This window comes from Sphingorhabdus pulchriflava (assembly GCF_003367235.1).
Taxonomy (GTDB): Bacteria; Pseudomonadota; Alphaproteobacteria; order Sphingomonadales; family Sphingomonadaceae; genus Sphingorhabdus_B; species Sphingorhabdus_B pulchriflava.
In genome coordinates, this window is sequence record NZ_QRGP01000001.1 from 1,673,899 (window position 1) to 1,687,072 (window position 13,174).

Below are 13,174 nucleotides of genomic sequence, written 5' to 3' on the forward strand. Positions count from 1 at the left end.
ATTTTCAAAGCGTTTTTTTGACGTCAGGCGTTCCGCAAATACCAGTCATAATCGAGGCGCGGGACTTCGCTGAAATAGCGGTCCTGCTCGACGCGTTTGACGATCGAATACATGTCGACAAACCGCTCGCCCAGATAGTCGCGCATAATGCTGGAGGCATGGAAACGATCGACCGCCGAGAACCAGTTGCTCGGCGGTTTGTCGTCGCCCGAAGAGTCGCGATCATAGCCATTGCCGACGACAGCCGGGCCGGGATCGGTCTGGTTCGCCATGCCGTGGTGCATGCCTGCCAGTACCGCTGCAACTGCCAGATAAGGATTGGCATCCGCCCCGCAAGCGCGATGCTCGACATGGCGGGTTTTGGGCGCGCCTGCCGGAATGCGGAAGGAAACGGTGCGGTTGTTGACGCCCCATGTCGGTGCGACCGGCGCATAGCTGTTCGCCTTGAACCGGCGATAGCTGTTGGCATTGGGCGCGAACAGCGCAAAGCTATCCCCCACATTGGCGATCATCCCGCCAATGGCGTGACGCAGCGCATCGGTGCCTTCGGGGTCTTCGCTGGCAAAGATGTTGTTGCCATCACTATCGTTGACCGAAACGTGGATGTGCATGCCGGACCCCGCCTGATCGGCAAAGGGCTTCGCCATGAAGGTGGCTTCGAGGCCGTGACGCTGCGCGGCAGCTTTCACCACACGCTTGTACATGATCGCATCGTCGCAGGCGCGCAGCACATCGGGCTTGTAGCAAAGGGTGAGTTCAAACTGCCCCGGCGCGAATTCGGAAATCGCGCTTTCGAGCGGCAGACCCTGCACATCGCAAAAGGTGTAGAGGTCATCAAGAAAGGGACGGAAATCTTCCAGCTCGCGCAGGCCATAGACCTCGACATTGCGCGGGCGATCCTTGCTATAGGCGGGCGCTGCCGGACGCACCATGCCGTCGCGGCTGCGCTTGGGATCGACAAGATAGAATTCCAGCTCGACCGCAACCGCAGGCACCAGACCCTGTTCGGCATAACGGTCGACCACAAGCCCCAGTACATGGCGTGGGTCAAGATCGTGCGGCGTCCCGTCAAGTTCATAGAAATCGACTAGGAATTGCGCAGCATTCTCGCCAGCCCAAGGAGTTTTCACCAACGTGCCCGGCACCGGCTTCATCGACCGGTCGGCATCCCCATCTTCCCAGACGAGGCCGGTTTCGACGGTATCCTGACCGGTGATATCGACGACGGTGATTGAGCCAGGGAACATCCGGCCGGTTTCGTAAACCGCCAGCACCTCATGCTGGCGCAGCCGCTTTCCCCGCGGAACGCCTCCAAAATCGGTGTAAATCATCTCAATCGAGTCGATGTGCGGATTGGCCGCAAAAAAGGCTTCGGCTTCGCTCTTCGGTGCGATGACCGCCGAGGATTTGGGATGGCTGCTCAATCTATTTACTCCAGAAATTCGGTAACCGCGTCGTTCAGCACATGGACCAACCGGTCAACCTGCCCCTCCTGCGTTGCCGGAGACAGCAACATCATATTGTGGAACGGCGCAAGCAAAATGCCGCGATTGGCGAGATAGAGGTGAATTGCCGCCTCCAGCCTGGGATGCATTGCTGCGCGCGCCTCGCTGCCATTGGTCGACGGCTTTTCAGCGCAGACAAATTCGACGCGCGCACCAACATTGACGACGTGCCAAGGTAACTGATGTGCGGCAATGATGCCTTCGATACCCTTCACCAATCGCTGCGCGAGCGCCAGCATGTGGCGATAGGCCTCATGCGTGATCACCTTGCCCACCATCGCATGCATCGCCGAAATGGCGAGCGCATTGGCCGATAGCGTGGTGCCGATTCCGCTATGCCCCGATGGACGGCTGGCGTTCAATTTCGCCATCCGCTCGGCAATCTCTTCGCTGAACCCATAAACCGCTGTCGGTACGCCACCGCCGATCGACTTGCCGATCACCATCATGTCGGGCTTTGGTCCATAGGCATTGCTGTGCCCGCCATAGCCAGACGAGATTGTATGGGTCTCATCGAACACCAGGATTGTATCGGTCTCGCTGCACAGACGGCGTAGCGCTTCCAAATAGCCCGGCGCATCGCGCACCATGCCGACATTGGTCATCACTGGCTCCGCCAACACACAGGCGATATCGCCGCGTTTCAACTCGCGTTCGAGTGCGTCGATATCATTGAATTCGATCACGCTGGTCGTCGGCAAAATGTCGTGCACCTGCCCGATCAGGCTCGCCCGCATTGTGGCTTCCCAACCAGAGGGATGGGCGCGCAGATCGACGAACACATCGTCGACCGCGCCATGGTAGCAGCCATTGAAAATCAGGATCTTATTGCGCCCCGTTATCCCCCGGCACCAGCGGATGACCGCGCGATTGGCTTCGCTCGCGGTCGTTGTCACTTGCCAGCGCGGCAGGCCAAACATCGCGGCCAGCATTCCACCCAACTCAACACCCTTTTCGGTGGGCAGCATATAGCTGAGCCCCTCGCCCGCCTGCTTTGCCAGTGCTTCGGCCAGCGGAGCGGGCGAATGGCCGAACATGCTCGCGGTATCGCCGAGGCAGAAATCATCAAGCGTGCGGCCATCGACTGTCATCAGCATTGCGCCTTTGGCTCCAGCGGCCACCAGCGGCACCGGGCTCGGCCAATCGAGCATCCAGTGGAAGGGTACACCCTGAAACCAGTTCGCAGCCGCTTGACACCCTAACTCAAGGGAAATGAGGTTAGCTTTGCGAAAAGCTGCGACCTCACGCGAAGCGATCCGATCTATTACAGCGTCTGAAATCATAACCGGTCCCTTAGCGCGTACCAGAGCAATCCCAAAGTCGCGAGCGGACGGGCAAACAGCCGGCCACCCGGAAATGGTCGGCTGGGAAGTTTGTCAAAGACATCGAACCCACCCATCGTTCCCGTGACAGCTTCAGCCAGCAGCTCTCCGGCAAGCGTCGTGACCAACGCGCCATGCCCCGAAAAGCCATGTGCGAAAAAGACGTTCCCCTTGCGCCCCAGATGCGGAAGCCGGTTCATGGTGACGCCTACCGCCCCACCCCAGGCATAGTCGATAGGCGTGTCGGCAAGCGACGGAAACACGTCGACCATATGCTTACGGACAAAGGCCGCAATATCGGCAGGTGGGGTCTGCACATATTTCTCGCCACCGCCAAAGATCAGGCGCTTGTCGGCGGAAAGGCGGAAATAGTTGAGCACAAAACGGCTATCGGCAACGGCGGCGTAGCTGGGCAATAATTGTTCTGCATCGGGCAACGGCACGGTTGCGATGTTATAGTTCATGATCGGGACTGTGAAGCCGCCCAACTCGCGGTCAATATCTTCCATCCAATTGTCCGCTGCCAACAGGATATGCTGCGCCTTTGCACTGCCCTGTTCGGCGATAATCTGATTGCCGTCGATCCGCGTTACCGGCGAATGCTCGAAAATCGTAACGCCTGCTTTCAGGGCTGCCCCTGCAAGCCCCAGCGCATAGTTCAACGGATGAAAATGCCCGCCACGGGCGTCATAAAGGCCGCCATGATAGCCGCCACCGTTGATATGCCGCCCCATCTCGTCTGGCTGAACACTCTCAGACTCCCACCCGAATTCCTTGGCCAGAAAATCGGCCTCGCGTTGCATGTCCGCAAAATGCTCTGGCTTGTAAGCCGCCTCCAGATGGCCGGATTTCAGGTCGCAGGCGATACCATGCTGCGCAATCCGGCGATGCACTCGCTCCACAGCACCATAGGCCAGATCGAAAATCGCCTGCGCCCGTTCGCGGCCAAACTCCGCGTCGATTTCGCGCATTGACCAGCGCAGGCCGGGGATTAATTGCCCGCCATTGCGGCCAGAGGCGCCAAAGCCGATGGACTGCGCCTCGAACAACGCGACCTTCAGCCCCTTTTCCGCGCAAGCCAAGGCGGCAGAAAGCCCCGTAAATCCGCCACCGATGATCGCCACATCGAACTGACCATCTCCATTGAAAACGGGTTGCGGCTTCCATGCATTTGCGCTGGCCTGATAATAGCTGTTGTTGAGGGGATCGCTCATCGGGAATGCGACGGACCTATTCGGAACCGCCCTCCCCCAAGTCGATCACATAGAGTTTTCGTACCGGCGTCAGATTTTCCCAGACACCTTCAAAGCCTGGCTCGATCACCAGATTGCCGCCTGGCCCCGCCTCCACGACCGAGCCATCATTGTTGGTCAGCCGCACATTGCCTTCCAATATCCGGCAATATTCCCATTCGGAATAGTTGACGCGCCAGGCTCCGGCCGAACAGCTCCACTCACCGAAATATTTGCGACCATCGGCTGATTCATATGCGTTGCGGGTCTCGCCTGCCGGATTGCCGTTGACCAGCCTATCAGGCGCAGGTGCGAATTCCTCTCGTTCGGCGGTTTCAGTTTGAAAACTGCGGACCAGCACCGGATCAAACCCTCAGCAGCAAATGCTCGCGTTCCCAGCTGCTCACTACCGACTGGTAATTGAACAGCTCATAATCCTTCACCGCGTAGAAGATCTCAAAGAAATCCTCACCCAGCAGGTTGCGGACAGGTTTGCATGCCGAAAAGCGATCGAGCGCCGCCTCAAGCGTACGCGGCAATGTGCGCGCGCGGTTGTAAGCGCTGCCGGTAATCGCCTTTGCGGGCACCATCCGGTCGACCATACCAATATAGCCGCAGACGAGCGACGCGGCCATCGCGAGATAGGGGTTGGAGTCCGCCCCCGGCAGCCGGTTTTCAACGCGGCGATTATGCTTATCCGAAATCGGTACGCGGAAGCCGCAGGAACGGTTATCCTCACCCCATTGAACATTGATCGGTGCCGCACTGTCGGGGCGCATGCGGCGGAAACTGTTCACATTGGGTGCCCAGAGCGGCGAGATTTGCGGCATGAACTTGACGAGACCGGCAATATAGCTGCGGAACATCGCGCTATCCTTGCCATTGGCATTTGAAAACAGGTTCTTGCCCGTTTCAGCATCGACCACCGACTGGTGGATGTGCATTGCGCTGCCGGGCTGCCCCGCCATCGGATTCGCCATGAAAGTCGCGTAAACCCCGTGCTGCTTCGCCACCGCACGGACGACGCGTTTGAACAGGAACACCTGGTCGGCAAGCTTCAACGGATCGCCGTGCAGGAAGTTCACCTCCAACTGCGCGGCACCCATTTCGTGGATCATCGTGTCGATATCGAGCCCCATCAGCTCGCAATCGTCATAGATATGATCGATGATATCCTCATATTCGTTCATCGCCTCCAACCCGTAAGGCTGGCTCGCGGTCTCTGCCCGGCCACTTGAACCTGTCGGCGGTAGGAGCGGGAAGTCGGGATCGACATTCTGGCTGACGAGGTAGAATTCTACCTCGGGCGCAATGATCGGTTTCCAGCCTTTGGCGGCGTATAACCCCAGCACTTTTTTCAGGATGGCACGCGGGGCCAATTCTACCTCGGTGCCGTCGCCATTATAGGCATCGGCAATCACAAAGGCGGTGGGCGATTTGAAGCCGGGGGCAATGCAAATCGTGTCCGGATCGGCGATCAAAATCTTGTCAGGATCCTTGTCCCAGATATCCTCGATATCTTCGGGATAGTGCCCGTCGATCGTGCAGATAAAGACGCTGCCGGGAATGCGGAGCGACTTGTCACTGACCGAGGAGAGGAATTTCTTTGCAGGCAGAACCTTGCCGCGCTGCACCCCATTAATATCGGGGACGATGCATTCGACTTCGTCGATTTTGTTTTCGGCGATCCAGTTCGCCAGATTGACAGACATTGTTTTTCACCGGTTTAGGGCCGGAAATGGGCCTGCCACATAAGGACATGCCGGGCTTGAACAGTCAAGCCCGGCATGCAAGTTGATGTCCCTCCGGAGAGAGAAATCCAGCTTAGAAGCCGTAGGCTACCGAAAATACAACGCCAGCTTTCGAGTCCTTGAACGCGAAGGTGGAGCGACGGTCGGTATCAACATAAGCAACACCAAGGGTGAAACCCTTAACTGCTGCAGTAGCGCCTAACGACCAGTCGAGCTTGCTGCTGCCACCGGTGAAGGCACCATCTTCAAGGCCAACCGAACCGGTAATAGTGATCGGCGAGTCCGGAATGGCGATCGCTGCGTTGGTGGCAACATAGATGTTGTCGGTGTTTCCAGTATTGTCCTGGCTGGGAACATAGCTCAATTGGCCACCGATGGTCGCAGGACCAACGGTCGTTCCCAGTTTGCCGGTGAATTCGACATAGTTGAACGATGAAACGCCGGGATACAGATAATAGGTAGCGCCAATGTCATAGGTTACAGCGTCGCCACCTGCGAAACCTGCGTACAGATCGACTTCCACATCATCACCAGCATTTTCGGCGAGGTTCGAACCCCAAACGCCAGCGTAAAGGCCCGATTCATGCTTTACGGTCAAATAAGGCTGAACCGCGAAATCCTTGTCCGAAAGCGAAACGCCACGGAAGCGATAGTCCGAAACGACCGCGATGCCGCCCGAAACGGTGATCGGACCTTCGGCTTCTTCAGCGGCTTCTTCCTGCGCGAATGCAGGAGCTGCGGCCGAGATGCTGCCCAAGGCAACGCAAGCTGCGGCCAGCTTGAAAACAGTTTTACGCATATTTTGACCTTTCTTCACTTAAACTCGCTGACAGTCGGCACAAAGGCCCCTGCCTCCAATATGGCTGTTCGTTCCCGCGAGTTCTGCCAGCTTCCACTTGTTATATGGTTAACGATGCTGTCAGTGTGCAGGTGCACAAAAACAGCAAAGCATCGCCGCTTCAAGCAATTTTATGTCTGCAACATTGTCCTTTTTATAAGTTGTGGCATATCGGTCACAGTTAACCGGCACCCATCGGTGCCAAACAAGGACCGAATCGATGCGCGAAAACGACCCTTTGGCAGCATTCTGGATGCCCTTCACAGCGAACCGGGCGTATAAGGCACACCCGCGCCAGCTAGCAGCTGCAAAGGACATGCATTATTGGGATAGTGCCGGAAACCGCATCCTTGATGGCACGTCCGGGCTGTGGTGCAGCAATGCCGGCCATTGCCGTGCACCAATTGTCGAGGCGATTGCCAAGACTGCCGCAACGATGGATTTCGGCCCGACCTTCCAACTAAGCCACCCTCTCGCCTTTGAGCTGGCCAGCCGCGTTGCCGAACTGATGCCCGAAGGGCTCGACCGCATCTTCTTTACCAATTCGGGAAGCGAATCGGTCGATACCGCGCTCAAAATCGCGCTCGCCGTTCAACGTTCTCGCGGACAAAGCACGCGTACGCGTCTGATTGGACGCGAGCGTGGCTATCACGGCACAGGCTTTGGCGGGATTTCGGTGGGCGGCATCGTCAACAACCGCCGCTGGTGGCAAGGGTTGCCCGGCGTCGATCATCTGCCCCACACACATGATCTGGCGCGCAACGCCTTTTCAAAGGGCTTTCCGCAGCATGGTGCGGAATTGGCGGACGACCTCGAACGGCTGGTTGCTCTGCACGGTGCAGAAACTATCGCCGCTGTCATTGTCGAGCCGATGGCGGGCTCCACCGGAGTACTCATCCCCCCCGTCGGTTATTTGCAACGACTGCGCGATATCTGCACCAAGCATGGCATCATCCTGATCTTCGACGAAGTGATCACCGCTTATGGCCGCGTCGGCGGCGCAACCGCGAGTGGGACATGGGGCGTCACGCCCGATATCATCACCATGGCCAAGGGCCTGACCAATGCTGCCGTGCCGATGGGTGCGGTCGCGGTCAGCCGGACGATCCATGACGATGTGGTCAACAATGCAGCGGACGGCATCGAGCTTTTCCACGGCTACACCTATTCGGGTCACCCGTTGGCCAGTGCCGCAGGTATCGCGACGCTCGATCTCTACGCGCAAGAGGGGCTGTTCGACAAAGCCGACGAACTGGGCGCCTATTGGGCCGATGCCGCGCACAGCCTTCGCGGCAAGCCCCATATCATCGACATCCGCACCATCGGACTGGTCGCCGGTATCGAACTCGAACCCCGCCCGGGAGCGCCCACGAAGCGCGCCACCGAACTCTTCCATGCCTGTTTCGACAATGGCCTATTGGTGCGTGCAACCGGCGACATCATCGCCCTCAGCCCGCCGCTGATCCTCGACAAAAGCCATATCGACGAAATGTTCGGGAAGATCGGGGAATTGCTGGAAGGGATTGATTAGCGCCGCCCGAACAGACGCCTGAAGAAGCCGGGTTTTTCCTCCTCAGCCTCGACCAGCACGCGCTGGCGCAGGCTGCTGCCTGAAAACTCCTCGGGGATCTCTTCCAAGTTTCGTTTGATGGTCACGGCCAATTTGGCTGTTTTTGTTAGTTCAACCACCGCCGCAGATTTGGCCATATAAACCGAGCTGATTTCCGGTTTCATATTGTGCATGCCAACAAGCACCGGCACATTCTTGCGCAAACCGAATCCTTCGATCAGCGCCTTTACTGCCTGATGGTAGCGCACCGCGCGCAGCATCGAAGCAAGGCGAAATTCGACATAGAGCAAGGGTGCTGTGTTGGCGGCCAGCCCGTTCTTTTCATCCAGTATGTGCATCTGGTCGCGGAAATAATATTGGCGTTTATGGTGCAGCAGTGCGGTGTTCAATTGGCTGAGGCCGTTGATTTCCAGATAAGCCTCCATATCCTCACCTTGCCCCCACCAGCTTTCATCCTCTTCAAGGCTGGCTGCGAGAATTTCGTCGCGCGACATTTCCGAAAAGGCCAGATGCTCGTCGCTGTAGAACATCACTTCGATCATCGGATGGTGCGTGACGCTCTTATCTTCAAACACCAGATCAGGCTCGTTCGAAATCATGATGTGGACGGCGGTGATCGGCTCACCTTCATATTGCGCGATGGAATCGCCCAATTCTTCCCATCCGGCGATATCGACGGCTTCTTCGCTGAGGTCGCGGCACAATTGACCCAGCGGCGTGTCGAGGCTCGCCAGATCCTCTTCGAGGATGGCCGAGGCGGCGTCCAGATCGCCCGCATGCACCATGGCCTCTATGCGCTGGAAATAGGCATTCTCGGCCGCTTCATCCGCCCATGATTTTTGCAAATGATGTTCCATCGGGCCCCCGCCTCAAGCAAAATACTCAGCGTCGGGGTTAGAGTGGAAAGCTTGTTATATTGTAAATCAGCCTAAAAGCCGGGGCGGGACCGTGCGGTTGACGACTTCGCGCAGGGCGAAGGCGGTCTCTATACGGGCTACTCTGGGCAGTCGCGCGATTTCCTGCCGGTGCACCCGTTCATAATCCTCAATCGAGGCCGCGCGGACGGTCAGATGATAATCGTTGCGCCCACTCATCAAATGGCAGCGTAATATGGAGGGGCTGGCGGCGACCGCATTTTCAAACGCTTCCATCGCCTCCTCGCTCTGGCTGTCGAGTGTGATCGTCACCATCACGGTCGCGCCCATGCCTAGCTTGCGCAAATTCACATCAGCACGATAACCTCGCAATATGCCAGCGTCTTCCAACGCCTTTTGCCGCCGTGACGCGGCGCTTGGCGAAAGCCCCGCCGCTTCACCCAATTCCTGCTGCGTTGCCCGGCCATTGGCGACCAGCGCGCCAAGGATTTTGCGGTCTATCCTATCAATCTGCATTTTTTGAGCGCCATTTCGTACAATAATGCGATATTACTGCACCATTCATTCTATATTGTCCATAATTTGCGCATTTCTTCTGCTCTTTGCGTGATAAAAGCAGTACAACACCGCTTTTATGCAGGAGAGTATTATGCGCATCGGCGTCCCCACTGAAATCAAGGTCCATGAATATCGCGTCGGCCTGACGCCCTCTGCCGTCCGCGAATATGTCGCACGTGGCCACAAGGTGATGGTACAGTCGGGCGCGGGTGCCGGCATCATGGCGACCGACGAAGCCTATAAAAAGGCGGGTGCAAAGATTGTCAAAACCGCGGAAGAAATCTTCGCCAAGGCCGAAATGGTGGTCAAGGTGAAAGAGCCCCAGCCAAACGAGTGGGTACAGTTACGCGAAGGCCAGTTGCTTTTCACCTATCTCCACCTCGCCCCCGATCCAAAACAGGCCAAGGGTCTGGTCAAATCGGGCTGCACAGCGATTGCCTATGAAACCGTGACCGATGACAAGGGCACGCTCCCCCTGCTCGCTCCGATGAGCGAAGTCGCAGGCCGTCTGGCGATTGAAGCTGCAGGCGAGGCGATGCGCCGGTCTGAAGGCGGCGCAGGCATCCTGCTGGGCGGCGTACCAGGCGTTCCGGCCGGTCGCGTCACCGTCTTGGGCGGCGGCGTTGTCGGCACCCATGCCGCACGCATGGCGGTGGGTCTTGGTGCCGAGGTGACGATCGTCGACCGTTCGATCCCACGCCTTCGCCAGTTGGACGAGCTGTTTCATGGCCGCGTGCGCACCCGCTATTCGACGCTCGACACCATCGATGCCGAGATCAGCGTTGCGGATGCCGTCATCGGTGCGGTTCTCATCCCCGGCGCCAGCGCACCCAAGCTCGTCACCCGCGCCATACTGAAGCATATGAAGCCCGGCTCGGTCCTTGTGGACGTTGCGATTGACCAGGGCGGCTGCTTTGAAACCTCCAAGCCCACCACCCATGCCGAGCCAACCTATGTCGTCGATGGCATCATCCATTATTGCGTTGCCAACATGCCGGGAGCGGTGCCGCAAACCAGCGCGGCCGCGCTGAACAATGCGACACTGCCTTATGGTCTTGCGCTGGCGGACAAGGGTCTCGAGGCGTTGCACGCCCACAGCGAGATCGGTCGCGGGCTTCTCGCCGGCCTCAATGTCCACAAGGGCAAGGTGACCAGCAAGGCGGTGGCCGAAAGCCTGAACATGAAGTTCGTCGACCCCGAGGTTGCACTGGCTGAATGATTGCGCCATCCTCCCTCTTGAGGACTTAAGAGGGAGGGGAACATGCCCAAAAAGGCGATAATTGCAGCCGCAGCGATAGCTGTTGCGGCGTCAGGTGCGCAGGCACAAAGTGAGCGCAAACAGCTGGATGCTGCCGAAAGCGATCCAGCCAAGCTGGGCTGGATGCAGGGCACACCGCCGCCAGCTGACAAGCAGGTCAAGTTTGAGGACGGCAGCTATTTCCGCTTCCCGCAGCTGCGCTGGAGCTTTTCCAACTGGCGGCAATTCTTCCCGACCCTGCCACTGCATCGTGGCGATGCCCCCGTCCATGCCTTTCCACGTGCAGAGCGCGATGATATCGACGCGCTGACCTTTACGCCGCTGAGCGGCGATAAGCCGATGAGCTGGAAAGAGGCGCTGGGCGCCAATTATACCGACGCTATTGTCGTGCTGCACAAGGGCAAGATTGTGTACGAACGCTATATGGGCGTGACTACTGCCGCGTCGCAGCACATCGCCTTTTCGGTCACCAAATCCTATATCGGCACGCTGGCTGCCAGCCTGACGGCAGAGGGCAAACTCGATCCTGCAAAGCTGGTCACCGATTATGTTCCCGAACTGGCGGATAGCGGCTTTGCAGGCGCGACCGTCCGCCAGGTTATGGATATGACGACCGGCATCGCTTTCGACGAAACATACACCAATGCTGACGCGGACATTATCAGACATGCCCGTGCCGGCCGCGCCGCGCCGCGACGCGCGGATTATAATGGCCCCGACGGATTTCTCGCCTTCCTGCCCACTATCGGCAAGCAGGGCGAACATGGGGAACGCTTCACCTATCGCACCGCCAACAGCGACGCGCTCGGCTGGATCATCACCCGCGCCACCGGCATTCCAGTCCGCGAACAACTTGAACAGCGTTTCTGGTCAAAGCTGGGCATGGAACAGGATGCCGCGCTTGTCGTCGACGCGCAGGGCACGCCCTTTGCAGGCGGCGGGCTGATGGTCTCGCTGCGTGATATGGCCCGTTTTGGCGAGATGATGCGGCAAGGCGGGAAATGGAATGGCCAACAGGTTGTTCCGGCAGCTGCCATTTCCGACATCACTAAAGGCGGCGGCAAGGCGGAGTTTGCCAAAAATGGCGCTTATCCCACCCTACCCGGCTGGTCCTATCGCAACCAATGGTGGGTTAGCCACAATGATCATGGCGCCTATATGGCGCGCGGCATTCACGGTCAGGCAATCTATATCGATCCCAAGGCCGAAATGGTCATCGCCCGCTTTGCCTCGCATCCTGTAGCTGGCAATGTTGCGATCGATCCGACCTCCATCCCGGCCTATGAGGCCTTGGGACGTTTGCTGGCTGACGAGAAACGCAACTAGCGGATCACACCAATCGCATCAGGCGTCGGCATATTGTCGTCGGGGGACGGGATAGGCCCTCCCCCCATCCAGACCGCCAGATTGGGTGACGTCTTTTCAACGACCGACGGGAATTTGATCAACAGCCATGCCGCGTCCGCCATCACGCGCGGTCCCGGATAGATCGCCTTGAATTCGGCCATCGTCATGCGACCGGTCTTGAAGCTCCAACCGCTGCCCGTCCCCGGAACAGACGCCCGGGTACGGCTATCATAGACGGTTGAGACCATCTTCTGCATATCCTGCACCATCCACATCGACCCATCAAAAAAGGCCCCGGATCCCGGAGCTTCGCTTTCAAACACGATCAGGTCCCATTTGCCAAGTTCGCCCGCGGGTAGCTTCATGGCCTTTTCGAGCTGTGCTGCGCCCACCTTGCCAGCTTTGAAATCACGGACATAAACCGAATTGTAGAATCCAACCGCTGTGGAAATGCCATCCGGTTGCCCATGCACAGCAGCGCTTGTTACGGCAGCGTCATCCGCTTGCTTAGACGCCCATTGGACATTTTGCGCGAAAGCGCTGTGGGTTCCCAACACAGCCAACGCCGCAAAAAGCATGACCCGATTCGACCGCATATACCCTCCTGTTTGCTCAATTAGTGGGCTTTGGCGCAAAAGGTTATGCGCTGCGCTACCCATTTGGATAGCAGCGAGATTTCTGGTTGCGAGAGTAAAATGGTGGACAGGGCTGGATTCGAACCAGCGTACGGAAAACCGGGCAGATTTACAGTCTGCTGCCTTTAACCACTCGGCCACCTGTCCACTTTCTGCGGGGCGTTGCGCAAGGCAAAGGGCCGGTCCCGAAGAAGAAGCGGCCTATTGGCGAAACGGCACTTGCCTGTCAATGCCTCAAGTGGGAAAGAGCGGGCATGAACCGAAATTTCTCCAGTCTTACAGG

Annotated in this window: 12 protein-coding genes and 1 tRNA gene; 3 read left to right on the top strand and 10 right to left on the bottom strand. The window is 58.1% G+C overall.

All coding sequences use genetic code 11. From position 1 onward, the window contains the following. Positions 1 to 23: 23 nt before the first annotated feature. The 6 genes from DXH95_RS08300 to DXH95_RS08325 all read right to left on the bottom strand — a co-directional run bounded on the left by DXH95_RS08300 (position 24) and on the right by DXH95_RS08325 (position 6,609). Positions 24 to 1,424, bottom strand: coding sequence for a glutamine synthetase family protein (locus DXH95_RS08300; protein ID WP_115548886.1), 1,401 nt, complete (start codon positions 1,422 to 1,424; stop codon positions 24 to 26). A 5-nt stretch (positions 1,425 to 1,429) separates the two neighbouring features. After that, positions 1,430 to 2,788, bottom strand: a complete 1,359-nt coding sequence (locus DXH95_RS08305) for an aspartate aminotransferase family protein (protein ID WP_115548887.1) — start codon at positions 2,786 to 2,788, stop codon at positions 1,430 to 1,432. After that, a complete protein-coding gene (locus DXH95_RS08310) occupies positions 2,785 to 4,041 on the bottom strand; it encodes an NAD(P)/FAD-dependent oxidoreductase (RefSeq protein ID WP_115548888.1) in 1,257 nt (418 codons plus the stop codon). The genes DXH95_RS08305 and DXH95_RS08310 overlap by 4 nt, the downstream gene beginning before the upstream one ends. A gap of 16 nt (positions 4,042 to 4,057) precedes the next feature. After that, positions 4,058 to 4,420, bottom strand: a complete 363-nt coding sequence (locus tag DXH95_RS08315; protein ID WP_115548889.1) for a cupin domain-containing protein — start codon at positions 4,418 to 4,420, stop codon at positions 4,058 to 4,060. Between the two features lie 4 nt (positions 4,421 to 4,424). Then, entirely contained in the window at positions 4,425 to 5,771 is a 1,347-nt protein-coding gene (locus DXH95_RS08320; RefSeq protein ID WP_115548890.1) for a glutamine synthetase family protein, read from the bottom strand. A gap of 112 nt (positions 5,772 to 5,883) precedes the next feature. After that, the gene (locus DXH95_RS08325; RefSeq protein WP_115548891.1) at positions 5,884 to 6,609 is read right to left on the bottom strand and encodes a TorF family putative porin; all 726 of its coding nucleotides are present in this window, start codon (positions 6,607 to 6,609) and stop codon (positions 5,884 to 5,886) included. 259 nt (positions 6,610 to 6,868) lie between these two features. Here DXH95_RS08325 and aptA point away from each other — a divergent pair, with 259 nt between their 5' ends. Then, positions 6,869 to 8,179: an omega-aminotransferase AptA gene (gene aptA / locus DXH95_RS08330; protein WP_115548892.1), complete on the top strand. Its 1,311-nt coding sequence runs from the start codon at positions 6,869 to 6,871 to the stop codon at positions 8,177 to 8,179. Here the strand turns inward: aptA and DXH95_RS08335 are convergent. Then, the gene (locus DXH95_RS08335) at positions 8,176 to 9,075 is read right to left on the bottom strand and encodes a hypothetical protein (RefSeq protein WP_115548893.1); all 900 of its coding nucleotides are present in this window, start codon (positions 9,073 to 9,075) and stop codon (positions 8,176 to 8,178) included. The genes aptA and DXH95_RS08335 overlap by 4 nt on opposite strands. Positions 9,076 to 9,141: 66 nt before the next feature. Beyond that, positions 9,142 to 9,609, bottom strand: coding sequence for an Lrp/AsnC family transcriptional regulator (locus DXH95_RS08340; RefSeq protein ID WP_115548894.1), 468 nt, complete (start codon positions 9,607 to 9,609; stop codon positions 9,142 to 9,144). Positions 9,610 to 9,742: 133 nt separating this feature from the next. Here DXH95_RS08340 and ald point away from each other — a divergent pair, with 133 nt between their 5' ends. Further along, on the top strand, positions 9,743 to 10,870 hold the full coding sequence (ald, locus tag DXH95_RS08345; RefSeq protein ID WP_115548895.1) for an alanine dehydrogenase: 1,128 nt from the start codon (positions 9,743 to 9,745) through the stop codon (positions 10,868 to 10,870). 42 nt (positions 10,871 to 10,912) lie between these two features. Beyond that, positions 10,913 to 12,235: a serine hydrolase domain-containing protein gene (locus tag DXH95_RS08350; RefSeq protein ID WP_115548896.1), complete on the top strand. Its 1,323-nt coding sequence runs from the start codon at positions 10,913 to 10,915 to the stop codon at positions 12,233 to 12,235. Here the strand turns inward: DXH95_RS08350 and DXH95_RS08355 are convergent. Then, entirely contained in the window at positions 12,232 to 12,852 is a 621-nt protein-coding gene (locus DXH95_RS08355) for a hypothetical protein (RefSeq protein ID WP_115548897.1), read from the bottom strand. The genes DXH95_RS08350 and DXH95_RS08355 overlap by 4 nt on opposite strands. 100 nt (positions 12,853 to 12,952) lie before the next feature. Further along, positions 12,953 to 13,038, bottom strand: a tRNA-Tyr gene (locus DXH95_RS08360). Between the last annotated feature and the right edge of the window lie 136 nt (positions 13,039 to 13,174).

What these genes read in the sequence shown, in the direction of transcription:
- DXH95_RS08305 (WP_115548887.1), bottom strand. Translation starts at nt 2,788, where the DNA reads ATGATTTCAGACGCTGTAATAGATCGGATCGCTTCGCGTGAGGTCGCA.
- DXH95_RS08310 (WP_115548888.1), bottom strand. Translation starts at nt 4,041, where the DNA reads ATGAGCGATCCCCTCAACAACAGCTATTATCAGGCCAGCGCAAATGCA.
- DXH95_RS08320 (WP_115548890.1), bottom strand. Translation starts at nt 5,771, where the DNA reads ATGTCTGTCAATCTGGCGAACTGGATCGCCGAAAACAAAATCGACGAA.
- DXH95_RS08325 (WP_115548891.1), bottom strand. Translation starts at nt 6,609, where the DNA reads ATGCGTAAAACTGTTTTCAAGCTGGCCGCAGCTTGCGTTGCCTTGGGC.
- aptA (WP_115548892.1), top strand. Translation starts at nt 6,869, where the DNA reads ATGCGCGAAAACGACCCTTTGGCAGCATTCTGGATGCCCTTCACAGCG.
- DXH95_RS08335 (WP_115548893.1), bottom strand. Translation starts at nt 9,075, where the DNA reads ATGGAACATCATTTGCAAAAATCATGGGCGGATGAAGCGGCCGAGAAT.
- DXH95_RS08340 (WP_115548894.1), bottom strand. Translation starts at nt 9,609, where the DNA reads ATGCAGATTGATAGGATAGACCGCAAAATCCTTGGCGCGCTGGTCGCC.
- ald (WP_115548895.1), top strand. Translation starts at nt 9,743, where the DNA reads ATGCGCATCGGCGTCCCCACTGAAATCAAGGTCCATGAATATCGCGTC.
- DXH95_RS08350 (WP_115548896.1), top strand. Translation starts at nt 10,913, where the DNA reads ATGCCCAAAAAGGCGATAATTGCAGCCGCAGCGATAGCTGTTGCGGCG.
- DXH95_RS08355 (WP_115548897.1), bottom strand. Translation starts at nt 12,852, where the DNA reads ATGCGGTCGAATCGGGTCATGCTTTTTGCGGCGTTGGCTGTGTTGGGA.